At 40.1% G+C, this 26,279-nt stretch carries 25 protein-coding genes and 1 tRNA gene; 5 read left to right on the top strand and 21 right to left on the bottom strand.

Annotated elements, in window-relative coordinates; translation table 11 throughout:
• Nucleotides 1-4 precede the first annotated feature (4 nt).
• The 6 genes from AT15_RS03865 to sufC form a co-directional block, all read right to left on the bottom strand.
• Nucleotides 5-991, bottom strand: coding sequence for a M42 family metallopeptidase (locus AT15_RS03865; protein WP_068346535.1), 987 nt, complete (start codon nt 989-991; stop codon nt 5-7).
• 267 nt (nt 992-1,258) lie between these two features.
• Nucleotides 1,259-1,672, bottom strand: a complete 414-nt coding sequence (gene sufU / locus AT15_RS03860; protein ID WP_068346533.1) for a Fe-S cluster assembly sulfur transfer protein SufU — start codon at nt 1,670-1,672, stop codon at nt 1,259-1,261.
• On the bottom strand, nt 1,669-2,892 hold the full coding sequence (locus tag AT15_RS03855) for an aminotransferase class V-fold PLP-dependent enzyme (protein ID WP_068346530.1): 1,224 nt from the start codon (nt 2,890-2,892) through the stop codon (nt 1,669-1,671). Before AT15_RS03855 ends, sufU begins: the two co-directional genes overlap by 4 nt.
• A complete protein-coding gene (locus AT15_RS03850) occupies nt 2,867-4,072 on the bottom strand; it encodes a SufD family Fe-S cluster assembly protein (protein ID WP_068346528.1) in 1,206 nt (401 codons plus the stop codon). Before AT15_RS03850 ends, AT15_RS03855 begins: the two co-directional genes overlap by 26 nt.
• Nucleotides 4,073-4,083: 11 nt before the next feature.
• On the bottom strand, nt 4,084-5,478 hold the full coding sequence (gene sufB / locus AT15_RS03845; RefSeq protein WP_068346526.1) for a Fe-S cluster assembly protein SufB: 1,395 nt from the start codon (nt 5,476-5,478) through the stop codon (nt 4,084-4,086).
• Between the two features lie 5 nt (nt 5,479-5,483).
• Nucleotides 5,484-6,233 carry a Fe-S cluster assembly ATPase SufC gene (sufC, locus tag AT15_RS03840; RefSeq protein WP_068346524.1) on the bottom strand — a complete coding sequence of 250 codons (750 nt, stop codon included), beginning with the start codon at nt 6,231-6,233 and terminating at the stop codon, nt 5,484-5,486.
• A gap of 124 nt (nt 6,234-6,357) precedes the next feature.
• Between sufC and AT15_RS03835 the strand changes: the two genes are divergently transcribed.
• Nucleotides 6,358-7,188 (top strand): DUF368 domain-containing protein, encoded by an 831-nt coding sequence (locus AT15_RS03835; RefSeq protein ID WP_084251445.1) that lies wholly within the window; start codon nt 6,358-6,360, stop codon nt 7,186-7,188.
• Nucleotides 7,189-7,205: 17 nt separating this feature from the next.
• Here the strand turns inward: AT15_RS03835 and mreB are convergent, their stop codons facing one another.
• From mreB to recJ, 5 genes are all read right to left on the bottom strand, one after another.
• Complete coding sequence (gene mreB, locus AT15_RS03830; protein WP_068346522.1) at nt 7,206-8,213, bottom strand: rod shape-determining protein; 1,008 nt, start codon at nt 8,211-8,213, stop codon at nt 7,206-7,208.
• Between the two features lie 26 nt (nt 8,214-8,239).
• Nucleotides 8,240-8,315 (bottom strand) — tRNA-Arg (locus AT15_RS03825).
• Nucleotides 8,306-9,001 (bottom strand): Holliday junction resolvase RuvX, encoded by a 696-nt coding sequence (gene ruvX / locus AT15_RS03820; protein ID WP_068346520.1) that lies wholly within the window; start codon nt 8,999-9,001, stop codon nt 8,306-8,308. Before ruvX ends, AT15_RS03825 begins: the two co-directional genes overlap by 10 nt.
• On the bottom strand, nt 8,982-9,254 hold the full coding sequence (locus AT15_RS03815) for a putative Se/S carrier-like protein (protein WP_068346518.1): 273 nt from the start codon (nt 9,252-9,254) through the stop codon (nt 8,982-8,984). Before AT15_RS03815 ends, ruvX begins: the two co-directional genes overlap by 20 nt.
• Nucleotides 9,247-12,390, bottom strand: coding sequence for a single-stranded-DNA-specific exonuclease RecJ (gene recJ, locus AT15_RS03810; protein WP_068346516.1), 3,144 nt, complete (start codon nt 12,388-12,390; stop codon nt 9,247-9,249). Before recJ ends, AT15_RS03815 begins: the two co-directional genes overlap by 8 nt.
• Before the next feature lie 103 nt (nt 12,391-12,493).
• Here recJ and AT15_RS03805 point away from each other — a divergent pair, with 103 nt between their 5' ends.
• Nucleotides 12,494-13,210 (top strand): pseudouridine synthase, encoded by a 717-nt coding sequence (locus AT15_RS03805; RefSeq protein ID WP_068346514.1) that lies wholly within the window; start codon nt 12,494-12,496, stop codon nt 13,208-13,210.
• A 9-nt stretch (nt 13,211-13,219) separates the two neighbouring features.
• Here the strand turns inward: AT15_RS03805 and AT15_RS03800 are convergent, their stop codons facing one another.
• The 5 genes from AT15_RS03800 to acpP are packed head-to-tail and all read right to left on the bottom strand — an operon-like array spanning nt 13,220 to nt 18,287.
• The gene (locus AT15_RS03800) at nt 13,220-14,833 is read right to left on the bottom strand and encodes a PEGA domain-containing protein (protein ID WP_068346512.1); all 1,614 of its coding nucleotides are present in this window, start codon (nt 14,831-14,833) and stop codon (nt 13,220-13,222) included.
• Nucleotides 14,834-14,836: 3 nt separating this feature from the next.
• Nucleotides 14,837-16,375, bottom strand: a complete 1,539-nt coding sequence (locus AT15_RS03795) for a DUF5693 family protein (protein WP_153019698.1) — start codon at nt 16,373-16,375, stop codon at nt 14,837-14,839.
• Nucleotides 16,327-17,085 carry a hypothetical protein gene (locus AT15_RS03790; RefSeq protein ID WP_068346507.1) on the bottom strand — a complete coding sequence of 253 codons (759 nt, stop codon included), beginning with the start codon at nt 17,083-17,085 and terminating at the stop codon, nt 16,327-16,329. Before AT15_RS03790 ends, AT15_RS03795 begins: the two co-directional genes overlap by 49 nt.
• A complete protein-coding gene (locus AT15_RS03785) occupies nt 17,082-17,984 on the bottom strand; it encodes an RluA family pseudouridine synthase (protein WP_153019697.1) in 903 nt (300 codons plus the stop codon). Before AT15_RS03785 ends, AT15_RS03790 begins: the two co-directional genes overlap by 4 nt.
• 45 nt (nt 17,985-18,029) lie before the next feature.
• Entirely contained in the window at nt 18,030-18,287 is a 258-nt protein-coding gene (gene acpP, locus AT15_RS03780) for an acyl carrier protein (RefSeq protein ID WP_068346505.1), read from the bottom strand.
• 151 nt (nt 18,288-18,438) lie between these two features.
• Between acpP and AT15_RS03775 the strand changes: the two genes are divergently transcribed.
• From AT15_RS03775 to AT15_RS03765, 3 genes are read left to right on the top strand one after another with little or no spacing between them, the layout of a single operon-like run.
• Complete coding sequence (locus AT15_RS03775; protein ID WP_068346503.1) at nt 18,439-19,260, top strand: purine-nucleoside phosphorylase; 822 nt, start codon at nt 18,439-18,441, stop codon at nt 19,258-19,260.
• Nucleotides 19,257-20,231 (top strand): DHH family phosphoesterase, encoded by a 975-nt coding sequence (locus tag AT15_RS03770; RefSeq protein ID WP_235598491.1) that lies wholly within the window; start codon nt 19,257-19,259, stop codon nt 20,229-20,231. Before AT15_RS03775 ends, AT15_RS03770 begins: the two co-directional genes overlap by 4 nt.
• Nucleotides 20,228-22,666, top strand: a complete 2,439-nt coding sequence (locus tag AT15_RS03765) for a hypothetical protein (protein ID WP_068346499.1) — start codon at nt 20,228-20,230, stop codon at nt 22,664-22,666. Before AT15_RS03770 ends, AT15_RS03765 begins: the two co-directional genes overlap by 4 nt.
• Here AT15_RS03765 and AT15_RS03760 read toward each other — a convergent pair.
• From AT15_RS03760 to folE2, 5 genes are read right to left on the bottom strand one after another with little or no spacing between them, the layout of a single operon-like run.
• A complete protein-coding gene (locus AT15_RS03760; RefSeq protein WP_068346496.1) occupies nt 22,656-23,285 on the bottom strand; it encodes a site-2 protease family protein in 630 nt (209 codons plus the stop codon). The two genes, AT15_RS03765 and AT15_RS03760, sit on opposite strands and share 11 nt — an antisense overlap.
• A gap of 24 nt (nt 23,286-23,309) precedes the next feature.
• Nucleotides 23,310-24,023: a 16S rRNA (cytidine(1402)-2'-O)-methyltransferase gene (rsmI, locus tag AT15_RS03755; RefSeq protein ID WP_068346495.1), complete on the bottom strand. Its 714-nt coding sequence runs from the start codon at nt 24,021-24,023 to the stop codon at nt 23,310-23,312.
• Complete coding sequence (locus AT15_RS03750) at nt 23,971-24,798, bottom strand: lipoate--protein ligase family protein (protein ID WP_068346493.1); 828 nt, start codon at nt 24,796-24,798, stop codon at nt 23,971-23,973. Before AT15_RS03750 ends, rsmI begins: the two co-directional genes overlap by 53 nt.
• A complete protein-coding gene (gene rsmG / locus AT15_RS03745; RefSeq protein WP_068346491.1) occupies nt 24,799-25,464 on the bottom strand; it encodes a 16S rRNA (guanine(527)-N(7))-methyltransferase RsmG in 666 nt (221 codons plus the stop codon).
• On the bottom strand, nt 25,461-26,252 hold the full coding sequence (gene folE2, locus AT15_RS03740) for a GTP cyclohydrolase FolE2 (protein WP_068346489.1): 792 nt from the start codon (nt 26,250-26,252) through the stop codon (nt 25,461-25,463). Before folE2 ends, rsmG begins: the two co-directional genes overlap by 4 nt.
• Between the last annotated feature and the right edge of the window lie 27 nt (nt 26,253-26,279).

The following is a 26,279-nucleotide window of genomic DNA, read 5'->3' as shown; positions in this document are numbered from 1 at the left end:
CGATCTAAAAATTCTTTGCTATTTCTTTGAGTAATTTTAGCAGGCTATCGTAATCTTCAATCGACATATATTCAACTTCTGAATGAAGGTTTTTCAATGCAAGGCTCAAAGGAACCATTTTTATTCCCCGCCTTTGAAAGGGAACCCCGTCCGTTCCTCCACCTGTAACTCCGAATTGCAATGGAATGTTCATTTCCTTTGCAAGCGATATCAAGCGCTTCCCGAGGTCGTAAGAAGCTATTGAAATGCTGTCATTCATTCGAAGGACGGGTCCTTTTCCAGGCTTTACGCTTCCTGTGAGTTTAGAACAACATGCAAATGAATCAATAGGGAAGAATAAAGCGGGATGGTATTGCGAAGCTATTGCCTGTGCCCCGACCAATCCAACTTCTTCCTGTACCGTCCACACAAAAAGAAGCTTTTTATTGAGGTCCATGGTTATAGCTTCATTTAAAAATTCAAGAAGAACGGTGCATCCGAACCTGTCATCGAGAGCTCTTGCAACTACAAACCTGTCATTTAGAATGGAAACCTGCTTTCTGAAGACGGCGTAATCCAGAACCTCTATTCCCAATGTATTTACCTCTTCTTGGGTGCTCGCACCAACGTCAATTACAGGTTCAGGTTTGACGGCATTTTTTGAAAGATGGGGAGGAAGAAATCCTATAACACCATCAATGGATTCCCCCGAGGAGTTTATTACATCAAGATGCCTTCCAACCAGCAATTCATCGGGAATGCCCCCGATTTTCTTGAAATTCAGGGTCCCATTGGAATTTACCCCGGTGATTAAAAGGCCGAGCTCGTCCATATGAGCCGCGAACCCTATTGTCTCTTCACCCTGACCAATCTCAACTATCAAATTTCCAAGATCATCAACATGGTAAGGAATACCTTTTGGAAGCAATTCGATTATCTTTTCGCGGATCATTTCCTCGCGTCCGGAAATTCCCGGGACAAATAGCAATTCAGTCAATTTATCGAAATCCATATCGATCCCCCCATCTGATAGAATAGATAATCGCGAAAGTTTTAAAGTGTCTCTTGTGAAATTATATCATTTCAAAGCTCAGCAAACTGAAATCACATAGGTACTATACGGTATTTATCAGGCTGTTGTATTGGTGACTTTCAATAAGTTTATTCGAGAAAGCAATGCTGTCTTGAATTTTCATACTAAAAAGTTATATAATCAATAAGAGGGTTACTTCAGCAGAATTTGGGCCGGTGCAAACACCGGTTCTTTTTTTGCTAAAAACTATTTCAGTAGTTGCTCAAGAGTATGCCAGGCTAATGTGGCACATTTGACCCTGATGGGAAATTGTTTGAGATTTTCAAAAACCACGGCATCTCCCAGGAGCTCTGCATTGAAATCTTCGCCCTTTATCATTTTGTAGAATTCTTGAATAATCTCACTGGCTTCATTTTTGGATTTTCCCTCAATAAGCTCTGCCAGAATGGAAGCCGATGCTACGCTGATAGCACATCCGTGGCCATCAAAAGTCACTTTGTTGATAGTATCACCATTCGTTTTAATATAAAGGCGAAGAGAATCTCCACAGGAGAGGTTTGATCCTTCCTGCGCAGCAGTTGGATTCTCAAGGGCACCTCTATGGGATGAGTTTTTGTAGTGAAACATGATCACGTCAGAGTAAAGATCTTCTGGTCTCATGAAAACCACCTCAAAGCATCTTGTATTCCTGCAACCAATTTATCAATATCGTTATGAGTATTATATAGATAAAAAGAAGCTCTACAAAGAGAAGAAACTCCAAGAACCTTTAATTGCTGTTGAGAGCAATGATGGCCGCTGCGAACGGCAACGCCGGATAATCTGCTCAGCAGTTCTGCGAGATCATGGGGATGTATGTTCTCATGAGAAAAGCTTATAATTCCGTGGCAATTTTTCTGACAATAAAGAGTTAGCCCGGGAATTACAGAAAGCTTTTCGATGGCGTTTTTAGTCAGGTTTTCAATGTGTTTCGAGATTTTTTCATAGCTGATATTCTTAACGTATTTCAAAGCCTCAGCAAGTCCTGCTGCGCCTGCAATATTAGGTGTTCCAGCTTCGAACTTATATGGTACTGGTGCAAAGGTTGTATCTTGCTCCCCTACTTTGTCAATCATTTCTCCACCATACTGAAAAGGTCTAATTTGTTCCAGCAGCTCCTTCTTACCAGCCAGGACGCCTATTCCTGTCGGTCCAAGAATTTTGTGACCTGAGAAGGCAAGGAAGTCAATATCAGAAGCCGCGAAGTCAAAAGCTTCATGAGGAATGAGCTGAGCGGCATCGAGCACAAAGATCCCCCCAGCTGAATGAACCAATTTAGCAACTGCTTCAAAGGGCGCTCGATATCCCAGAGAATTCGTTAAGCCGGTCATGGAGAAAACGAAAGGTTTTTCACAGCTTTTTACAATCGCTTCAACGTCTTCTAAAAAGAGCTCTCCTCCATGAATCTTTACAGGATAAAATTTGAGGCCCAATGTATGGGCAATTTGTTGCCAGGGGACGAAATTGCTATGGTGCTCGAAAAGCGGTACGATAAAGGATTTATATTTTCCGGACAGTCCCAGAGAATAAGCCAGTAAATTCAGAGATTCGGTTGTTCCACGGGTGAATATAATTTCTTCAGGAGCCGTCCCGATAAAGTCGGCAACAGTTTTTCTTGATTCTTCGTAAAGAGCAGTAGATTCTTCCGCAAGTCGATAAACTGCACGGTGTACATTGGCATTTGCCGTAACATAGAAGTGTCTTAACTTTTCTATTACAGCACTGGGTTTTTGTGTGGTTGCTGCGTTATCAAGATAGACCAAATCAGGCCGTTCTGAAAAGATGGGAAAGTCAGCTTTCAACTTTTTGAAATATTCATCCAATTCTTTTACTGAGGACATCACGAACACCCCCGGGAATTTCATTACCAAATATCTCCTCTATCTCCTGAAGCACCGGTTCAAAAGCTCCATTCACAATGAGCTTCAAAGCTTCGTTCATTGTAAGACCGCGGGTCATAAGATAATAAATCTTATCATTTTCTATTGTTCCAGCGGAAGCTGCATGAGATGCGTTAACCTCATTTTCGTCTACAAATAGGCCAGGAATAGCTTGTACAGTTGCCTTATCAGAAAGGATAATAGTACTGGAGTGTTCAGTACCGCTGGAATTTTTCGCTCCTTTCTTTATATCAACAAAACCCCGGAAAACCGCCTTTGAATTTCCTGAAACAGCTCCGATTCCTTCAATTTCAGTGGTGGATTCAGGGGCATCTACCCTTCCAAGGTATAGCATATCTATTTTTTCGTTATTTGTAGGGAAAAAGATAGGCTTTATACGAGCTGAAGCTCCCCTTCCAGCTGTCTTTATGAGATGATAGGGAGCCAGGACAGTTCCACCTAAGTTTATATCATATAGTCTAAGATTCGCTTTTTCCCCAAGGACATAATAATTGTTGAAAATGCTATGTGATTTTGCAGATGAAAGATTCACAAAAAGCACATTGAGCTGTGCTCCCTTTTTTATCAGGAAGCGGTTTGTAATAACGCTGAGATCGCTTCCGCGGGAATAGAAGATGATATCCAGCTTAGAATTTTCTTCAATTACAATGAGGTTCGATGCAATTGCACTTTCTGATGAGGTTTTGCAAAAGAGTGTTTCCCCGTAGTAGGTATTTTCTTTTGTGCGAACGATTATTCCAGTCTTTGAAAAGCTATCCGCCAACAGTGTGAATTTCCTATCAGAACCCTGAAAATCGAGTTTTCTTATAAGGGATTCCTCCGATTGATCCATTTCTGAAATACTCTTATATATCTCTGGGCCCGTTAATTCATATTCAACACCGGGGACAGGCCGCTTCAAAGAGAAGCTGTCCAATGATGCTCTCTTCCAGGCCGGGAATTTTAAAGTCCTATATTCATCGTACGCCCTGCGCTTAAAAGCTATTAAGGATTCTGAGCAACCTGCACATGTTTCCAGAAAGTCCTCTTCGGTATATTCCTCAATGTCAAGCACTTCTGGCATGGGTTCGATCATTTCAAATTCATTATGAATCAAATTGAGGGTTCTCTCTATACTCATGTCAAACACCCCTAACCTATGCTCTTCTCGATTTCAAGATTTATCAGCCTATTCAACTCAACCGCGTATTCTATGGGAAGCTCCCTTGAAATGGGCTCCATAAAGCCCCTGACTATCATTGCTTTTGCTTCTGCCTCGGTAAGGCCACGGGTCATTAAATAATATATCTGATCTTCGCTTATCCTGCCTATTCTGGCTTCATGTCCAATATCCGACTGGTTTGTTCGGACATCGATTATTGGAACTGTGTCGGATTTTGAGAAATTATCAAGCATAAGTGCAGAACATTCTACTGATGCTTTTGAATTTTTTGCTTTCTCAGAGATATATAAAAGACCTCTGTAAAAAGCCCAGCCGCCTCCAACACTTATACTTCTTGCGTCAACTGTTGAACTTGTGCCAGGTGCAAGATGAATTACCTTTGAACCTGTGTCCATCATTTGTCCCGCTCCAGCATAAGTTACTGCGAGGTGGTTTGCCTTGGCACCACGGCCATTAAGAATGGTAGCAGGATAAAGCATGGTTTTCATGCTCCCCAAAGATCCGGATACCCATTCCATAGTACCCTCAGCTTCAACAATTGCCCTTTTAGTATTCAAATTAAAGGTGTTTTTGGACCAATTTTGAATGGTGGAATACCTTACTTTTGCTCCTTCCATTACATATATTTCCACCATGCCAGCATGGAGGTTATGCACGTTATACCTTGGAGCCGAACAACCTTCAATGAAATGTAATTCACTACCTTTATCGGCTATTATCAGAGTATGTTCAAATTGCCCCATACCTGCCAGATTCATTCGAAAATATGCTTGAAGTGGCAATGGCACTCTGATATTTTCCGGAACGTATACAAATGACCCACCGCTCCAGATTGCCCCGTGGAGAGCGGCATATTTGTGATCACTTGCTGGAACCAATCTCATAAAATACTTCTTCACCAATTCAGGGTATTTTTTCACAGCGGTTTCCATATCGAGAAAGATAACGCCGAGTTTTTCCAGATCTTCACGGATATGTTGATATACAACCTCCGAATCATATTGTGCACCAACACCCGCAAGAGACTTCCTTTCAGCCTCGGGTATACCGAGACGCTCAAAGGTGTTCTTAATCTCTTCAGGAACCTCGTCCCATGATGCTTCTTTGGCTGCATTTGGCCTTATGTAAGGGATTATTTCGTTTATATTTAACTGGCTCCTGTCAACTCCAAAGTTGGGTTCTGGTATGTTGTGGAAAGCTCTGAGAGCTTCCAGACGCTTTTCGAGCATCCATGATGGTTCTGATTTATATTCGGAAATTTCCCTGATGATTTTCTCATTTAACCCCGGAGAACTCTTGAATGCATAGTCGGTATTGCTCTTAAAATTAAATTTTGATTCATCAACATTGATGTTCTTTCTCACGTGTTTCACCTCTCTATGCCTTCGAGCAGAAAGGCATATCCTTTTTCTTCTATCTTTCTTGCCAGTTCAGGACCATCAGTCGCTACAATTTGCCCATTTACGTAAACATGTACCTGATCGGGTGTAATGTAATCAAGCAACCTCTGATAATGAGTAATCAGCAATATCGACATACCCTCGTTTTTAAATTTGTTTATTGCTTCTGCAATTTTTCTCAGAGCATCAACATCCAGACCTGAGTCTATTTCATCTAGTATCGCCATTTTTGGTTTTAGAAAGCCAAATTGTAATATTTCGCTTTTTTTCTTTTCACCACCTGAAAATCCCAGGTTTAAATACCTTTCAAGAAATTCCCTGTTTAGCGCTACCTCATCAGCAAGACTTTCGATTTCCCTATTCATTTTCAATAGAGGTTCATTGCTTCCCAATGATTGTTTTACCGAGAGAAGGAATTTTCTTAGTCTTACTCCAGGAATTTCTTGTGGGTGCTGAAATGAAAGAAAAATACCCTTCTTTGCTCGTTGATCAACAGTAAGTCCAAGTATGCTTTCACCTTCAAGCTGAATATCTCCACTGGTTATTTTGTATTTTGGATTTCCCATTATTACATTTGCTAGTGTCGATTTTCCGCTCCCATTGGGTCCCATTACAGCGTGAATTTGTCCTGGACCGATTTGTAAATTTACCCCTTTAAGTATTTCAAGATTTTCTTCTGCAAGCATTGCATGAAGATCGATGATTTCCAGTAATGCCATATAAATCCCCTCCAGTAAACTGCTTTTGAGCTTTTCAGACTAATTATATCATAATACCGACAAATTTTGTGGAATTTACGGTTTTATTCCAGTTTGTTAGAATTATTCCCGAGGAGGTGAACTCTTGTTTAATTCTGTTATTGGTTTTCTAATGGGAATAGCAAACCTGATTCCCGGTGTCAGTGCAGGGACTGTGGCTCTTCTTGGGGGGATCTATGATAGATTGATTCATGCAATTAGCGATTTTTTGTCTTTCAAGGCATCAAAAAGAGAGATTATTTTTTTACTGGAAATTGCGGCAGGCGTTATTATAGGTATAATAGGTTTTTCCCGTTTAGTGGAAATTATTATAGTGAATTATCCATCAGCCACTTATGGTTTTTTCACAGGTCTTGTTGTTGGTGGAATACCATCAGTTTTTTCACAAGCAGGTACTGAAAAGAAGAGTAAAAGCCACTGGATTGCTTTTTTTATTGGAGCCTTCTTTGTATTATCGCTGGCGTTTTTCGGGAAAGCCGTAAATGGCACTGAGAAAAGTTTGCTGGAACATTCTGCTGCAAGATTGTCATATGATGTTCTTGCTGGAATGCTGGGATCATCTTCTATGATTTTGCCGGGAATTAGTGGCGCATTTATCTTGTTGTTACTCGGCGAATATCATAGAGCAATAGCAGCTATAAATGCACATGATTTATATATAATCACTGCAATAGGTTCGGGAATAATAATTGGAATAGTTTTTATGAGCAAAGCTTTGAATTTTTTGATTGAGAGGAAAAAGGTGGCTACTTTTATGTTCCTTGCAGGGCTTATGAGTGGGTCTATCCCGGATCTTTTGTTCAGGCCCGTTGTGCCTAACATTATACGGATGTCGCTGGGAATAGTAGCTGGAATTGTGTTTTCGTTATATTTTTTGAGAGTGGGAAAGAAGATACAGAAAAATAGGGCTCGTTAAATGAGCCCTATTTTCATTTATTTATTGCCTGCTGAAACCCTTTCAAGCTTTAGATCGTTGTCAAGGAGTTTTCCAAGCCCAAAAGCCACACAGGTTCTTGGGTCCGGTGCCAGGATGGTGTTAATGCCTGTTTCCTGAATAAAAAGTTCGGGAAGGCCATTTATCATGGCACCTCCTCCTGTAAGCACAATTCCTCTATCGATTATGTCCGAGGCTATTTCAGGAGGGGTTTCTTCAAGCACCTGTTTAAGGCTCAAAACAAGGTCTTGAAGTATGGGCATAATTGCTTCCAGGACATCTTCGGAATTTATGCGGATATTTCCAGGTAAGCCTGTTATGGCATCCCGTCCTCTAACTTCTAACTCGTAATTTTCAGTTGAAGGGAAGGCTTTTCCGATTCTTGTCTTTATTTCTTCTGCAGTTGCCAGGCCGATAAAGAATTTGTACTTCTTCTTTATAAATTTAATAATAGCTTCATCCATTGCATCACCAGCGATTCTTAGAGACTTTGAAACGACAATCCCACCCAGGCTTATTACGGCTATGTCTGTAGTACCACCACCGATATCCACAACCAATGAACCTATCGAATCGAAGATATCAAGCTCCGCGCCAACCGCTGCAGCAACTGGTTCCAGAACAAGATACACTTTATTTGCCCCGGCGCTCAAAGCGGCTTCAATTACCGCTCTTCTTTCGACGCTTGTGACCTTTGCAGGCACACCAACGACCACAGAGGGTTTGGTAAAAGAAAAACGCTGCCGCGTCCGATGTATCAATTCCTGCAAAGCCTTTTCAATTATGGTGTAATCGGCAATTACACCATCTCTTATAGGCCTTACCGCCTCAATATCATGAGGAGTTCTCCCCATCATTTCCTTTGCTTCCTTACCTATTGCAATTATCTTCTTCGTTTTCTTTTCAACGGCTATAACAGAGGGTTCATCAATAACCAGTCCTTTTTCTTTCTGGAATACAAGTAGCGATGATGTTCCGAGGTCAATGCCCAGGTCTCCTTTTCTCATCTGTATACCTCCTGTACTTAATAAACTGGTGTGCCCGGTGGGAGTTGAACCCACAGCCTCTGGATCCGGAGTCCAGCGCTCTATCCATTGAGCTACGGGCACAACAACCGAAAGAAAGTGCCTGTAAAACTTTCGAAAATGCCCTGGTCTGTATTTTCACCGATAACAATTATATCGTAACAGGAAAGTTCGAGCTCGTCTCGTAAATTCTTTGGAAGAAATCCTTTACTTTTGAAATGCAAATAAACCTGTGGATGCTCGCAGTATATATCAACACGTTCACAATCAATTTCTTCAATCCCCTGGATTATAGGCGACAAAGGATTGTACAGGAGTATGTTTCTTCCCGATAGTTGATTTGTATCAATTCTGCATGTGGGGAATTTCTCTTTTATTTCATAGCCCGTTGAAGGATTCCTGATATATCTATCTAAAATATCCGCAGCACTTACAGCGTCTTCCATTGACTTTTTCGTACCCGACAACTTCATAATGGTATTCGCAAAAGCGCTGGATAGTCTTTCATCAACCATATAGACAGGCAATCTGGTAAGCTTTTTTATTTTTTCAGAAAAAGATACGGCTTTTAAGGAAGAATTACTATATTTTCCGGACATAGATATAGGAAGTCCTACAACTATGGTTTCGACAGTCTTTTCTTTTATGAGTTCCAGGAGCTTTTTTTTATAGCCATCATGAGAAATAACGGCCAGAGGTGAAGAACATTCACCTGATGACAGTGCAAGGCCAATTTTTGAATCGCCGTAATCAATACCCAGGATGTTCATAGAATTCACCAATGATATTTTTATCCAGATAAAGTGATTTCAAAACCCTTACTCCAAGGCTTTCCAGTTTTTCCCTGGCGGTTTTCAGATTTTCTGAGTTCAAAGCCAGTGAAATTGAACAGCCTGCAAAAGCTGCTGGTGGTGTAGGAAAAAGCTTGACAAAGAAATGTGCCTTTCTCAGTATTTCCAGGGCCTTCCGCGCATCTTTTTGCGCGACAATTAGCAGTCCATTTAGAACCAGGGTGTCACACAATTTTTAACACCTCGGTTCCGTCACCAAGGCTTTTAAGCAATGAACGTGTCGTGGTGGTTGAAAGCTTTGAAGCAAACCATCTGGTCATACGCTTTTCAGCAATCCCCTCTCTATACCTGAGCGTTTTCTTTATTCTCTCTGAAGAAAAGAGTTTTCCGTTTGCGGAATACCAAAGATCCTCTTCCTGACGCACAGCCCCCATTTCTTCGAGGATAGAGAGATATACACGCGCAAGGCCGCTTTCAAAGCTAAGTGCTCTGGTAATATCACGTTCATCTGCAGGGAGGACATCAAAGATGTCCTGATAAATCACCTGTAATTCCTCAATAGTAGGGAAGATTTTATCTATTTCGTTTACATTTGACTGAAGATCATTCTTGTTGAAGCTTAAATTCAAGAAGAGTTCAGAGTCTTCGCCGGGTCTTGCGGTTACTGAATCGAGAAGTTCGAGGAAATTTCTTGGTGCGCTATAAAAAACGATGTTTGAATTTCCAAGCATAACACCAAGACCATCGTTGGAAGGCGTGGTTATTAAAACTTTGATTTTTTGCCTTTCCACCAGCGAGTAAATATTAGCTCTTTGAAAGTCTCTAAGAAGATAATTATAGAAAATCAGTTCACCATTTTGCAGTGTATGTGAAAGCTTTGTTCCAAGAACTTTTGCCAGAGATATGGTTTTATGAGGGGAATCAACGATTATTGCAACATTCTCCCCGTGCTTTACAAGAGAAAGTATTTGATCGGTTTTTTTCCTTGTCCCTCTGTTGTCGATTATCCCAACTCGTTTTATATAAGCAGGTTTGTAAATATACGAAATTCTTTTGCTGTTGAGAAAATCTTTCAGTTCTTTAGTAAAAACGCTACCGATAAAAGCTGATTTATCTATGACAACATTCAGATTCTTCATTAAGGCTTCCAGATCAGGGTGATTGCTATATATCCCGGAAATGATATATGCAGGCTCGTCAAAGATGATTTCATCGAATTCCTTGAATGTTGTAATGTTTTCGTTGAAAAAGGGTAAGGTGGTGAATATCACTTCAGCATCAAGAGCACCTTTATAAAGTGAGTTGGCATATACCGGTTTTATGGGATCAAGATAATGTTGAAGAGAATAATAAGTATGCGCAAGAGTACCGTTGATGCTTGATATAACAACTGTACGCTTGCCGGAATGGTAGTTGCTTAAAAGTCTCCAGGCCAGAAGAGGATGCTTCAATCTTATGCTTCCGAATACCCCCCAGATTTTCCGCGTAGTCATCTGTAAAAGTTCGGGAGCTTTGTGAGAAAGATGCTTTTCCAGATTATTCACCAGAGAGCTCACATCTGTTTGGAAGTTACTCAGATCAGGTTTTTGATTCTTCCAGTCTCTAATGAACTCGAAAACGAAATTCTTATCTTTTACCTCTTCTTCAAAGACGGGGTCAATATAAAGCTTTGCATCATTTATGGAGAGTTTCATTCCTTCAAGACCATAGCCGTTATCCATTTTTATACTCGCCACTACGTCCATTTTAAGCAGACTGGGTTTCACATATTTAAACTCATCAAAAAGACGGTTCATACCGAACCCAATTGCAAGTACTTTTCTATCACCGGAGCGCAGTATCAATTTGACATGATCTCCAGAATTTCCAAAGGTCTTGGCTTTTTCAATGTTTAAGTTTTTGATCAGAAACTTGGGCTCAGGATTTGAATGTCCAAAGGGCCTTAAAAGCTGGATTTCCCCTAATTTTTCGCTGTTAAGTTCATCGAGGGAAAGCTCTGCATCAACTTCCACGACATGCACCGGAAGTTCATTACCATATAATTCAACATAAGCTTCATTAACCAGTTTCCTCATCAGCGGGATGTTCTTCTTTTCGATGGTCAGTCCTGCCGCCATTTCATGACCACCGTATTCTTTTAGCAAGGAATTAATGTTGTTAAGAAGAGAAATAATGCTTATTCCAGAAGGACTTCTAGCAGATCCCTTTCCAACCTCGCCGGAAGTAGAGATGAGGAATACAGGTTTGTTATACATTCCCACAAGCCTGGATGCGACTATGCCAAGAACACCAAGATGCCAGTTTTCACCGGAGAGGACCAGCACTTTATCCTTTTTATATGCCTTATTCTTTTCGATTTCCTTTATTGCCTGATCGAATATCTTTGCCTCTATCGTCTGTCGGTTCTGATTGTGCTGAAGCAAGCGACTGGCTGCTTTCATTGCCTCTTCGTGGTTTCTGCTAATTAACAGTTCAAGGGCAACTATAGCTGAATCCATTCTACCGGCTGCGTTTAGTTTGGGAGCGATTTTGAAGGCGATGTCCTGCGCGGTAAGATGTTCTGCATTCAGCCTGAGATAACTCAATAGAGCTTTTAGACCTAAAAGTGGATGGTTTTGTATCTTTTTTGTTCCTTCCCTAACGATATACCTGTTTTCGTCCTTTAAAGGCACTATGTCTGCGATGGTTCCCAGGGCAACTATGTCAAGGTAATCTTGAGGATCAAGCGGAAAACCCAGGGTTTCGTTTAAGGCAGAAAGAACTTTGTACGCTACCCCAACACCGGCTAATCCTTTGAATGGATATTCGTCATCAGGCCTTTTTGGGTTTACAATGGCTTCAGCAGGGGGAAGGCTTTCTTTTACTTCATGATGGTCAGTCACAACCACTTTGAATCCCAGTTCTTTAGCATGTTTGATCTCTTCCACAGAAGTTACTCCGCAATCAACAGTTATTAGAAGGCGATGCCCTTGTTCGTATAATTCGGTAATCGCATCTTTACTGAGGCCATACCCTTCTTCTAACCTCAATGGAATATAATAACTCACGTTAAATCCCAGCTTTTTCATCGTTAGATATAGCAATGCCGTCGAGGTTACTCCATCTACATCATAATCTCCAAAAATGACTATTGAATTACCCCGTTCCGCTGCTTCGATGATAGTTTTAATTGCTGTGGACATGTCTTTCATCAGGAAGGGATCATGCATCAGAGAAGCATCAGGATTTAGAAATTTGTTTACCTCGACTTCATCGGTTATGTTTCTGTTTACCAGAAGTCTAGCAAGGAAAGGGTCAATTCCAAGATATTCAACCAAACGAGAAACCTGAGTATCATCAGGCTTATGGAGCACCCACTCCTTTCTCATATTTCCACCTTCTCTCTTTTTTTCCTTTTGAAAAAATTATACCATTCTGTATTAATTTTTTCGAGGAGTAATGGCGTTAAAATTGACTTGAAGGAGTGAATCTATGGAGAACTTTTTTAGGTTAGACAAATATGTATCGAAGTTTGCGGGAATCAGTAGAAGAGATAGCCGGAGGTTCATAAAGGGAGGCAAAGTAGAAGTCAATGGAAAAATTGTCAAAGAGCCTGAATATAAAGTCAGTAAACGCGATAACGTTCGTCTTGATAACAAAAAGCTAGAAGCCTTTGGCAATATTTACATCGCGCTCTATAAACCTTCGGGATATGTATCCTCAAGAAGTTCTAAAGAAGGCAGAAATGTTTTTGAATTAATCTGTGCACCTTATAGCAAAGAACTCTCCGTTGCTGGACGCCTAGACAAAGATGCCGAAGGGCTGCTCTTGTTGAGTAATGATGGGTCATTCGTTCATAAAGTCATCAGTCCGAAAAACAACATTGAAAAAGAATATATTGTGGAGTTAGAAAGTGAACCGGATGGAGATTTTATAGAGAAGATGAATAAGCCCATCAGTTGTGGAGATGACATTCTTAAAGCGAAAAAAGTAACAAGGCTTGATGGAAGAAAAATTTTGCTTATTTTGACAGAAGGGAAGTTTCATGAGATAAAACGAATGGTAAAAGCCAGTGGAAATAAGGTAACTTCAATTAAAAGGGTCAGAATAGGAGAATTTGTGCTACCTGAAATATTCAAGCCGGGTGATTGGAAAGAGCTGAAGGATTTCGAGGTAAAAAAAATCACCGGGGAAATCCCCGGTGATTAATCCAGTGTTCTATTCTTCAATTTTTTGCAGGTCGAAATTCAGAGAATAATCTCCTTCCTGGAAATACCTGGCCAGTGCTATGAAATGGTAACCTTCCTTTATGATCAGCAGTTCGTAATATCCGGGGTCAAGATCAACCGTAATCGGGCTCTTTCCGATTTCCTCCCCGTTAATAAATACCCTTGCATCGGCGGGAGATGTAGTGATTCTCAAAATTACAGGCTTCATTTCAGGTATCAAAGAAATGCTCAGGTAATATTCAGAGCCAGCATTGACGTTCAGGTTGTATTCCTGAGTTTGATATCCTGTTTTCACAGCGAGTATTTTGTGTGATCCGGGTTGCAGCTTTATTGAGCCGGGAGAAACGCCATAAAATACTCCATCAACATATATATTCACTCTTTCCTGGGCATAATTCATGAAGACGGTGCCTTCTGGAGGTGTTATCCTTTCAAGATTTACCTTCAGATTTGCATCATTGCTTATATTTATTAATTTGGAATATTCCTGATAGCCATCTTTTTTCACAACTATTCTATACCAACCTTTTGACACCCTTTTTTGTAATGGTGTATTTCCAACATATTCACCCGAAATATAAACCTCGGCATTTGAAGGATCGGAAGAAATGCTAAGGAGATAACCAAGGAACCTTAAATTGATGAATTTGCTTACGGGCCCTGATACATTTATCGTTTCGGTGTATTTCTCATAATTCTCTTTCTCCAATTCCAGAGTGTGAGCGCCGACAGTGAGTTCCACACTCAGCGGAGTAACTCCTCTGTAAACGCCATCAATATAAACCTTTGCATTTGAAGGGTTGCTGTCTATTCCAACTGAGAATTTCTGCTTTTGTGTTTTGGAAAGTGCCACATTTAAATAGGATGTCATGTTTGCCCTGATATTCACCTGTTTAGAAAAAGGAGAATACCCGGATTTATACAGATTGACAAGGTGAACACCTTCAGCAAGAGAAACTCTCAATGGTGTTGTTCCGTAATAACTTCCATCGATATAAACATTAGCACCTGCAGGTGAACTATTAACTGATAGCGTTCCCTGGGCTGGTCGTGTATTCACATAAAAATACGTCTGGGCAACTGCATATTCTTCCTTTTCGACAAAGGGTTTAACGAGCTTTTCCACGAGAGTATCAGCAAGGTCTTCAAAAAGTGGAAAAGCTTCTTTTGAGAATTTTTCAATAGCTGACTTCAAGAATGGCAACTGCTTTTTGGAAGCAACAATTTGAAATATTTCCATTCCGCTTTCACCAGATACCAGGAGCTGGTAACTGAGTTTTGCGGAGTCTGTAGGTAGAGTGTATTCCTTGTTCGCTTTCACGAAATTGTTCGTATCGTATTTGTTTGGAAAGATCAATTGCACTTTGCCATCAGGCATGATGTCATATATAGTTACATATGCATCCGCATTGGTTTTGAAGAAAACTTTTACTGCTTCCCCGTTTTTGTACAAAGAACCCGGGTCTTTATCAAGCCATATGGACACTTCGAACTCTTGAGGTATTGGTACAATTATTACCTTTTCCAGATCATATCCAACCGCACTGAAGGAAATCACTGCTAATAAAACAAACAATACAAAAACAATTCCCTTTTTGCTCATATGCTATCCCTCCTTTTCCAGATTTTCCTCTGGAATCCCCTGCATTGTATTTGACTCTTCACTGTTGTTTCGGTTCATTTTTGTTTTCAGAAATATGATTATATAATAAGCAATTAAGCCAACTATACTTCCAAATATAAAACCATAGAGACTTCTTAGTACCAGTGTCCAAAGAGGTGCGGTAGCATGGCAAAAGGTATTCACCACCGATACTACTGGAATGCTTCCTATTGAAGCGATGATGGCTCTTGAAAGGCCATTCTTTGTGTGAATTCCATAGATACTCAGTATCAAAAAAGGATAACCAATTATTTCTTTAAACCGGGGTCTTACAATCAAGAGGTTATCGAGAAAATCCCTGAAACGTCTTTCGACATTTAACACAAGAGAGTAATTACCGCTTCTTAAAAGATAATAAATTCCACCAGCTGCAAAGAGAATTAACAATATGTAATCTCCAAGAGCAAGCCTTTTAACGGGTCTTCTCAACAATTCCAGTGTGAAGACCAGTAGCGGAAGAGTTAAAAGGGAGAATTTAACTCCCCGGAAGAGGAGAATGCCATTTTGATAAGCTGGTGATACCATCTGAGCGTTTATTGCCAGACCTAACCCGAGAGAAGAAGCAAATATGAAAATATAAGCAAGCCAGGGTTTGAATAATTGCCTTCTTGCGCTTCTCATGATGAAAAAATACAGAGAAATAGATCCAAAAATCGCAAGATAAGTCAAAGATAGTGTATGAGAAAAGATTATTGCAATAATATAACCAACTGCTACTACGAGATTCCAGCTTAAAAGAGCGAACAGCCCTGTCAAAAATCCCAGCGCGGATGAGTTTGTCAGGGGAAATCGTGAAGGTTTCACAGAATCGCTAAGCAATTTTTCTGCTTTCAAGCGAGAGTATGTTCTTTTGACGAGTTCGTCATAGTTTAGCGTTAAAGAATCGCCTTTCATAAAGAGTAGCACGTCTACACTGCGCTCACGAACGGCTCTAACGTATCTCAAAACAGCGGATTCAATATCGTAGTTAGGATACTCCTTCGGCTTGATCATATGTACTCTAAAGACCAATTCAGGGTATTTCCTGGCCTTTATTACTTCTTTTACGTACATGCCCCTTTCGTCAAATTCCATAAATCCCGTCATAAGCCTATAATGATCGAGCATCTCAGCGAGTTCTTCTGGTTTGAAGTACGATGCTCCGGTAAGTATTATGGTTTTATGCAGTTCGAAAATGGATTTCAGATATTCTGGTTCCTTATACCTGCTAAGATCCAGTAGAATTATTTTTGACTCTGAAGGAGTACCTTCGGGGGAATCTAACAGGAAACCCTGAACGCCATCAACATGCTCTTCCAACAGCATAGCTGCTTTTGATATTGATTGTTCTGCGCTCGAACGATCTGGAAAATAGGACAGGAGCATCAGAACAGACAAAAGAAGAAATACAGCAAATATCAGAGGTATGTTCCTTCTTTTTACAGCTGCTCTTTTCATTCTTCGCTTTTTGGAATTTTTGGATCGAATTCTAACTCCCGCCAATGCTTATCTCCCCTTCCCAAGGCCAGATACATGAAAAAACCTACAATAGCCAAAAATAAAAGATAAGGTATGAGTTTATGAATTCTCCAACTGGATATCAGATTATCGATATTTTCTTCAAAAACCTCATTAACAGCGGCAGTAAAATCTTTCAATTGTATATACGTATCAACGGTTTCTACAACAAAATCCTGGAACTCGTATCTCTTTGATAAATATTCAGCAAAGCTGTCAAGGGCTCCGTAAAATGCATCGAGTTTTTTCGATTGTGGGTAGTTACTCTGATATTGCAAAAAAGGGAAAAAAATAGTATTGAAATCCAGAATACGATAACTGCCGGATTTTTGAAAATGCTGCTGAAACCATAGGGCTACTAATTCATGATACCATAAAGGAATTTCCTCTGGCTTTATATTCTTAGTTGCCAATAGCTCAAAAAAGAAAATATGCGCAAGCTCATGTGCGAGAATGGGAAGTCCCAGTTCGTCCTTTCTTATTACTATTTTATAATAGCCTGTGTCGTTATCCACAGAATGTGAGTGTTCCGCGTTTTCATCTATCACCAGTGAATATGAAGGGCTCAAATGAAAAAGATTTTGCAATTCCTTATAGACAGCGGATATTTCCTCTGAAGTGAGGTCAGCTTCGATAGCGAAACAATTAAAAAAGAAAAGGAAAACAATTGTTAAAAAAGCAAATTTTCTTTTCATGAGCTTCTTAGAGACTTCAGAACTCTCACCAAATCATCGGGTAGTTCTGAAATGATTTGGATAGGTTTTCCTGAAACGGGATGCCTGAAAGACATCTTAAAACAGTGCAGAAAATACCTTCGAAGCCCGTGCTTCTTCTTGAACTCACGGTTGAAATTTCTGTCTCCATATACATTGTCGCCAACAACGGGATGCCCAATTGAAGCGCACTGACGCCTGATTTGATGCTTTTTACCGGTTAATAACTCTATCATCAAAAGTGAGCTGCTGTCAAAGAGCTCTTTCACATTGTATATAAGCTCCTCAGTAATACCCTTTTCTTCCTGTTTTATATACCCTTTTTCATTTACAGGGTGCCCTTTTACAAGGGTCAAGTAATACTTGTCGATCTTATGGTTTCTGAAAAGCTCAGCAAGCTTCCTTGCAGTATCCAATTTTTTAGCAACTAATAGCACTCCTGACGTGTGCTTATCCAGACGATGAACCAGGAAAGGTTTGAACCCTTTTCTATTACCGTATCCCATCAATCCTTCAACAAGCGTGATAACCTGTACTCCTTTGCCTGGATGCATTGAGATTCCAGGTGGTTTATCTATTATCAGAAGCTCTTCATCTTCATAAAGTATATTAAATGGGAATTCATATGGTATAGGTCTTCTTAATTCTTTAAGCCTCTTGAGATGCTCGATGTTTCCGGTATATTCAACACTTATCTTATCTCCAATTTCGATTTTATAAGCGGGATCTTTGATTTTACTGTCGTTGACACGAATGCAGCCGGTTCGGAGAAGTTTATAAATAGATGATAGTTTAAAGTCTTTCAATTTATGCCTGAGAAATTTGTCAAGGCGATTATAATTGGAATCTTCGCTAACGATATATGAAATCTTCTGAGGCAAGCTTATACCTCCAAAAATGGGGGGAGAAGCCCCCCACAATTTTATTTATTCCTCATCATCAGCACCGAGGACTTTGGCTACATAGCTAACAATGTTTTCTACGGTTTTAATATTTTCTACTTGCTCATCTTCCACCTTTATTCCGAATTCGTCTTCAAAAGCCATGACCAGATCGACAAGATCAAGAGAGTCTGCACCAAGATCTTCGGTAAGGTCCGATGAAAGTTCGATATCGTCGACTTCAATTCCCAACTTTTCCGCAATTATTTCTCTAACCTTTTCAAAAATTTCTTCGGGACTCACAAAGATCTCCTCCTTCCGTATATTCCTTTCAGTCTCACATATTATATTGTTGTCTAAGCTCAAAGTCAATGGACTTTGAGTATTGTACCACATATTGTTATATAATCAATTAGTGAAAAAATCTTTTAAACAAACAGGAGGAGATGAGATAATGGATTTTGAAGAAGCTGCTGAAAAAATCCTTGCAAAATCCAAAGTAAAACCTACCATCGGTCTGATTTTAGGATCCGGTCTTGGATATTTAACGGGGCAATTTGAAGATGCCATTTCTGTTGATTACGGCGAGATCGAATCTTTCCCCCGAAGTACCGTTGAAGGTCATAGAGGGAGATTTGTTGTTGGACGATTAAGTGGAGAAGCGGTTATTGCAATGGATGGGAGGTTTCATTTTTATGAAGGACATGCTATACAGGATGTTGTGAAGCCCATATATATTTTCAAAGAGATGGGTATCGAGCGCCTTATTGTAACAAACGCAGCAGGTGGTATAAATAGGAGTTTTATTCCTGGAGATATTGTAGCCATAACAGATGTGATAAATTTTAGCTTTAACAACCCTCTTATAGGCCCAAACAAAGAAGAATACGGGGTTCGGTTTCCTGATATGTCGTCAGTTATTGACAGGGAATGGTTGAAAAAAGTGGAGCGCATTTCAAAAAGTGCTGATATAGATATGAAGCAGGGTACCTATATTTTTGTAACGGGTCCTTCTTATGAAACTCCTGCTGAAATAAAGGCTTATGAAAGCTTTGGTGCTGATATGGTTGGCATGTCTACTGTTCCAGAGCTGATAGCAGCTTCTCACTGCAAAATAAAGGCTTTGGCATTTTCATGCATAACAAACATGGCTTCTGGAATTCTGGACAAGAAGTTAGATCATCATGAAGTGGTTGAAACGGCTCAGAAAGTTCGATCCAAATTCAGCAAAATTGTTACGATCGCTCTTAACGCCTTTAAGGAGGAGAAATTGTGAGAAATGTCAGTGCTGTAATTTCTGAGATTGAACAGGCTGAAAAAATACTCGTATGTGGTCATATAATGCCTGATGGGGATTGCATTTCTTCTGTTCTTTCGCTTTATCGCGGGCTTTCAAGCCTTGGCAAAAAGGTTACCCCTGCTGTTGACTGGAAAATTCCCTCAATCTATATGGGGTTTCCACATACTGATAAACTAGTTTGTTATTCTCCGGATCTGGAATTACCGGATTTGATGATTATAGTCGATTCATCTTCTCCAGATAGAATTGGTGGATTTCAGAGGGTCTTAAAAACACATGTGCGCACCGTGCTAATAGATCACCACAAGACAAATACATATTTCGGAAACGTCAATTGGGTTTCACCTAATTATTCCAGTACCGCTCAAATGGTTTTCAGATTAATGCAAGTAATGGATGTAAACTTTGATGAAGAGCTCGCATTGTTGAATTACTTAGGCATAGCAACCGATACAGGGTTTTTCAGATACAGCAATGTTAATTCAACTGTTTTTGAAGATGTGGCCTGTTTGGTTAAGTATGGTGCAGATCCTGCATATGTGGCCCGTGTAATTCTTGAGAACAAAAAACTGGAAGAATTTTACCTGGAAAGAGATGCTCTGGACAATTTAAAAGTGAGCTGCTCTGGGAAATTCGCCTATTCCTTTCTTGAAAAGCGGAATTTTGATAGGTACGGTTTGAGTGAGGATGAATTTTCAGGGTTTGTTTCTCAACTCCGTTCAATCTCAACAGTTGAAGTTGCCCTTTTTGCTTCAGAGAGTTTTAAAGGGGAAGCCCATGTTAGCCTTCGTTCGAAGAGCTATTTTGATGTGAGTGAGGTCGCAAAGGCTTTTGGTGGAGGCGGCCATGAACGTGCGGCGGGATTTACATTGACTTATGACAATGATTTGCAAGAAGCCCTTGAAGAGGTGATAGAGTATATTTCTGAAAGATTGGAGGAAAGATGAAAAAACTTGTTCTTGCCTTGTTCTTAATTCTTGCAATTCTTGGCACTGCTGATGAAATGAATACTTTGGGTTTTGATACATCAGATTACCCTGCAATAAAAGCTCTGTTACGGCAGAATGGAAAGGGTATATCTTCCCTTGAAATAAACGGGCTTATGAGAAACTTTGAATCGCAACCGCTGCATATCAATTCAAAAGTTTCAATAGCTTTTCTTGTGCAGGAAGGCATTGATTTATCAGAGATTCTTTCGATTGAAATGCTCAGGGAGTTTAGCGACAAGTTTTCCATCAGTCCTTCGTTCAGTCTCTGGACTTTTGGTGAAGAGATCAATCTGAGAGTTCCAGAATGTGGCCTTGAATTCTTTGAAAAGAACCTCTCATCTGAAGTTGTACACGATTTTTCAGAAACTCAACGTCTAATAGATGGAGTGGGTTTCGCGGGGACAAGCATGAAGGAGCAGGGTGATGTGAGATTCCTCATAGTTCTTGGAGATGGAAGAGATAATGGTAGCAAATTGTCAGATCAAGAAGCAGCTGGCTTGTTGATAGAAAGCGGTGTCATTCCTTTGTTTTTAGGAAACTGGAAAGACAACTCCGCCCCAATAAGAATTTTGCAGAATATCAGATTCGGGGGTTTTTATACTGTTCAGAAACAGATTTTATCGGAGATGTTACAGGAAATATTGAATGAAATTTCTGAAGCTACGCTGATGAAATTTCAGGGGCTCGGTGAATTTAAGGAAAGCGAAATAACCATAAGTTTTAATAATGGCGAAAAAGAAGCTTTCCAGATTTCAGTTCCATCGTGGAATGTAAGGTGGTTTCTAAGTAGAAATCCAGTGAACGATGGCGGCGCGGAGGTTTCTTTCGATATCGCGGGAGAACCAGCTTTGAATCGGATCCCACTCAACTTCAAAAAAATAGGCTCTGGAAAAGAACAGGCCTTTTCAAGGAATGTTGAATATTCACCAGGAAATGTGTTCTTTGATTCTGATCACCTGGATACCGGAAACTGGCTATACTGCGTTTCGTCATACGTTGATTACAAGTTAACCTCGGGAATAGTTATTTTTTCCAAACCCCCAGCACCAAAATTATCTATGGATATTCCCCCTCTTACAAATAAGAAAAACTACAATCTTGAATTTGAATATCAAGGTGGTATACTTCTCGATTTCGTAAGCGTTGAAAACAGGATAGTAAAAATGAGTTCCCCGCGATTGGTTATTCCCATTGCTTTAAATGAAGGGTACAACAAAATCAACATAAGCTATAAAGACGTGTTTGGAAGAATTTTTCAACCAACGCCGTATACGATTTTTCTCGATGATTCCCCGCCCCTTTTATCCATGTCTGATATACCACAATTCACATCTTCGGACGAGATAGTGCTTTCGGGCAGAGTATCCGATAACGTCGGCTTGCAGAGCATCAAGCTTGGAGATAAAGCTTTGTTTCTGGAAGGAAAAGAGGAATATGAATTTGACTTCCCGGTAGCTATTTCCAGTGGTAATAATATCATAAAAATAAAAATTGAAGATCTCGCCGGGAACAGTACACTCAACGAATTTTTGGTTATAGGGGATTTCACGCCGCCTGAAATTCTCAGTGTTCAGTATCCTGAGGTGACTCGCAACGACGAAGTACTGCTCCATATAGATGCAAGAGACAATACAGGATTGGCTGGCTTGATGATAAACGGCAAAAATTATCCTTATTCAACAAAAGTTTTCCCGGTTATACTCCCGAATATGGGGAATAATGTGATAAATATAGGGATCAGAGATGTTGCCGGGAACATAACTGCAAGGACAATTGATATAATTCGGGATATGAATCCTCCCGAGATATTACTGCCTGAAAAACTAGTCACAAAAGACAAAAGCACCGATTTCAAATTTGAGGTACATGATGATTATGGAGTTTCGAAAGTAACTGTAAACGACAAAGCTGCTATCAAAACGAATGATAGATATGGTTTTTCGGTTATTCTTGAACCAGGTGCGGCAAAACTAATAAAGATAGAAGCTTTTGATGAAGCGGGAAACAGCACTGAAAAAGAAGTGGAGATTATTTACGACATCAAACCTGCTGAAGTTCAGATAAAGGCAGGACCCTTTATAACACGTAAGGTTCTTTTTAAAGACGATTTTGGGTTAAAAAGGTTATTTGTTAATGGCACAGAGCGTGATCTAAATGGCGAAAAAGAAGCGCTAATTGATATCCCCTTTTCCATTATCCGAAGAAAAGTTGTTGTTAAAGTTGAAGATATAGGCGGTAATCTTTACGAGAAAGCTATTTATGCTTATCCATGGTATTTTTCTCCCTTTATAATTCTCTTACTTTTTGCTGGAGCCTTTTTCTGGTTGGGAGTACGTGTGGGCGTTTACTATATACGAATCAAGCATCAAAGGCAGCACAGAGTTAAATTATAAGACCTGTGATGAACTCAACCAGCCTGCTTACAGGCCACATAATCAATTGAATTATTCCCAAAATTGAAAGGACTACGAGCGATAGAAGGCCGTAAACTTCAAATTTCGCTAACCAGTCTACTTGATTGTCAGGAGTTGCGATTTCTATAAGCCTTGCCCCATCCAAAGGTGGAAAAGGCAATAAATTGAAAAGGGAAGTTTTCAAATTTACTACCATGATCCAGTACAACACGTCAGAAAGATATGAAAGCATATAATTGCGTTCTAAACCACCGGTAAAGAATGTAGAATACTTGAACAGCCCACTGTATTTGAAAAGCAATGCCGCCGCAATTCCGACAAACAGGTTAACCGCAGGCCCGCTTATTATAGTAAAGAGAGTTTTGGTCAATCCATGTTTCTTTAATTTCCAGTAGTTTATGGGAAAAGGTCTTGACCAGCCGAATTGAAATATATAGTACATTAACAATCCCAGAGGATCCACACAACCTATGAGGGAAAAATCTCTCTTGCTTTCTGTTGTCTTCTTGAATAACCTGGCATGCGCTATTTCATGAAAATATATAGCAATTATTATTGCGGGAGTTAATGTCAGAAAATTCCTTAAAATCTGGACCATACTGTCCCCCCTGTAAGAAATACATCAATACGAGTTATCTTTTTTTAATGAATTTCCAGAGATCACCACGGTTATTTCACCTTTAAGCTGTTCAGGAAGATTTTTCAGGATTTCACTAATAGGACCCCGTATCAATTCCTGATGAATCTTTGTTAATTCCCTTGCTATAAAGCACTCTCTATCACCAACAATTTCCAGCCACTCTTTCAGTGATTGTTTGATGCGTTGAGGCGACTCAAAGAAAACCATAAGCGCTTCACCATACAACCCTTCAGCAATCTTTCTAAAGAGCCTTCTCCTGTTTTTGCCGCGAGGTAAAAAGCCCAGAAAAACGAAATGAGTACCCGGGAATCCACTGATAGCAACAGCCGAAGTAACTGCGCTGGGACCCGGAACGATATCGGTTTCAATCTTAAATTTATGACATTCTGAAATTAATTTGCTTCCAGGATCAGAAATAACGGGAGTGCCCGCATCGCTTACAAGGGCTATATTTTGCCCCGCATTTATGTGAGATAGGATCTGTGGTAAACGACGGTTTTGATTTTGGGCATTAAAGGAAATCAATTTTTTTCCTTCTATTCCGATTTTTTTAAGCAAAGTTGAGGTTCTTCTGGTATCTTCCGCGAGGATAATGGGAACTTCCTTCAATATCCTTATCGCTCTTAAGGTCATATCTTCAAGATTACCTATTGGTGTTGAGACTATCCATAGTTTGCCTTTTGAAGTTCCACTCATATGAATCGAACATCCTTTCATAAAGATCGAGCTTTTCAGAAAATTCGGGACCGAGTTTGTTGTAATCTGCAATCTCAATTCTCTCTTCAAAAATTATTGAAAATGCCAGCATAAGATTCTCGATGAGTTCCGGGATATTCACTTTTTTCTTTGAATAATCCTCTAAACCTATCATACTATTTTTTACCTTTTTGCGTTGTCTTTCATCTTTCGATAACTCATGAAAGCAGGAGAGATATTCATCGGGCATGGCTCGTAATAGGATTGATCCGTGTTGCAGTAATGCCCCTTTTTTTCTTGTTTGAGCGCTCCCAACAAGCTTTTTCCCGAAGATAACCAGTTCTTTGACTGAAGGGACCTGAAAGCATATGTCAGAGATTTCGGAAGCTTTTTTTTCATTTATTTCTACAGGAAAACCCATGCTGTTAAGCCCTGCTTTAAGAGCGGTGGATATTTTCATGTAAGAATCGACAACGTTTCTTGGGATCCTCTTATCTACGCTTTTAGCTATAAAGCTGTAAGTTAATTCCACCCAGTGAAGTACTGCCTTTCCACCTGTTGGCCTTCTAACCAGATCAAAGCCCATCTCGTTAAGGTAATCTACATTAATCGCATCAATATGTTGATTTCTGCCAAGGGAAAGGCAGGGAGGATCCCAGCGATAAAACCGCAAAACAATGCTTTCGTTCTGGCTTGTAGTCACCCAGTGGCTCAGCGCCATATCAATGGCCATGTTTGTTGCACCTTTGCGAGGAGCATCAATGAAAACCTTCATTTATTTCCCTCCAAGCGGTTTTTTTACGGCAATACCGGTTTTTCTAGGAAATTCAACAGGTGTTGGACAGACCTTTTTATAGATAACAAGATTTCTTTTTATATTTTCCTCAATTTTGTACTCTATAACTCTATCAATTGAAAGACCAAGAAGAGAGGCGGCATGTTCTGCAGCATCCTTTTCTTCTTTCCAGCCGGGACCTCTGTACAAGTATATTCTCCCACCAATATGAATCAGGGGAGCTGCGTACTCAAGGCATATATCAGCTCTGGCAACTGCTCTCATGAAAGCCCCGCTGTACTTTTCCCTGTTTAGAACTGCGTGCTCTTCAGCTCTCTGACAAACAGCGCGTACGTTTTTAAGATTTAATCTTGAGATAAAGGTTTCAATTTCTTTCACCTTTTTACCAATAGAATCAAGCAATGTCCACTCACTTTCTGGAAAGAGTATTGCGCATATTATCCCGGGCACGCCTCCTCCTGTGCCTATGTCAATAAAGTTACCTTTTAAATTGAGCCCTTCAAGCGGCAGATAAATGTCGAGGAAGTGCTTTTGATAAGCTTCAGTGGGATCTTTAATTGCAGTGAGATTGTGTCGGGAAGAAATAAGGAATTTTAAATAACTCTCTATTTTCACGCGCTTATCTTTGTTCAAAAAGGCTTTCATATTCCTCTCTTCTCTATGCAAGCATAGGCTTCATGATTGTGGATCGACTCCTGGCTTGCGACTTCGACCCTGTACCACGTAATTCTCTGGTCCTTTTCAAGACGTAATACGATTTCCCGGGATAAATCTTCAACGAACCTCGGATTGTCATATGAAAGCTCTGTGATGTATTTCTCATCTTCTCTTTTCAACAGGCTGAAAATAGGGGCGCTAGCTGATGATTCTGCAATTTCTATGATTTCTTCAATCCAGACCAGTGATTTCATCCTTATTCTTACCTTTGCATTTGCTCTTTGATTGTGGGCTCCCCTTTCGCTTATCTCTTTTGAACAAGGGCATACTGTCATAACCGGGACATTTACCTCGAGTATGAAATCAAAACCCTCATTCAAGCGGGCAATGAAACCGCATATAAAAGAGCTGTAACTTGAAATCCCGCTTATGGGAGCGCTTTTTCTTAAAAAATAGGGGAAGAAAACATTAATATGAGCGACATCGGCTTTTAGAAAAGTTCTCATATCCCGTAAAATGCTTTCCATGTTGCGAGGAGTTATGCGGTTATTATGCCTATCCAGCACTTCCACAAAGCGCGACATATGGGTGCCTCTGAAATCGCGCGGTAAATCAACAAAAAGATCAAAAGTTCCCACTGTTCTTTGCCTGCCATTTGCTCTGTCAAGAACCACTATGGGATACTTCAATCCTCTTATACCAACCATATCAATGGGGACATTTCTTTCGTCCCTTTCATTTTGCACGTCTCTCAAAAATGCTTTTTCATTTTTCATAACCTCTTGAAACCCTCCATTGTTCGG

Source organism: Kosmotoga arenicorallina S304, from assembly GCF_001636545.1.
Classification (GTDB): Bacteria; Thermotogota; Thermotogae; order Petrotogales; family Kosmotogaceae; genus Kosmotoga_B; species Kosmotoga_B arenicorallina.
The sequence above is the reverse complement of the archived record's forward strand: the minus strand, read 5'-3'. Positions and strand labels throughout refer to the sequence as shown.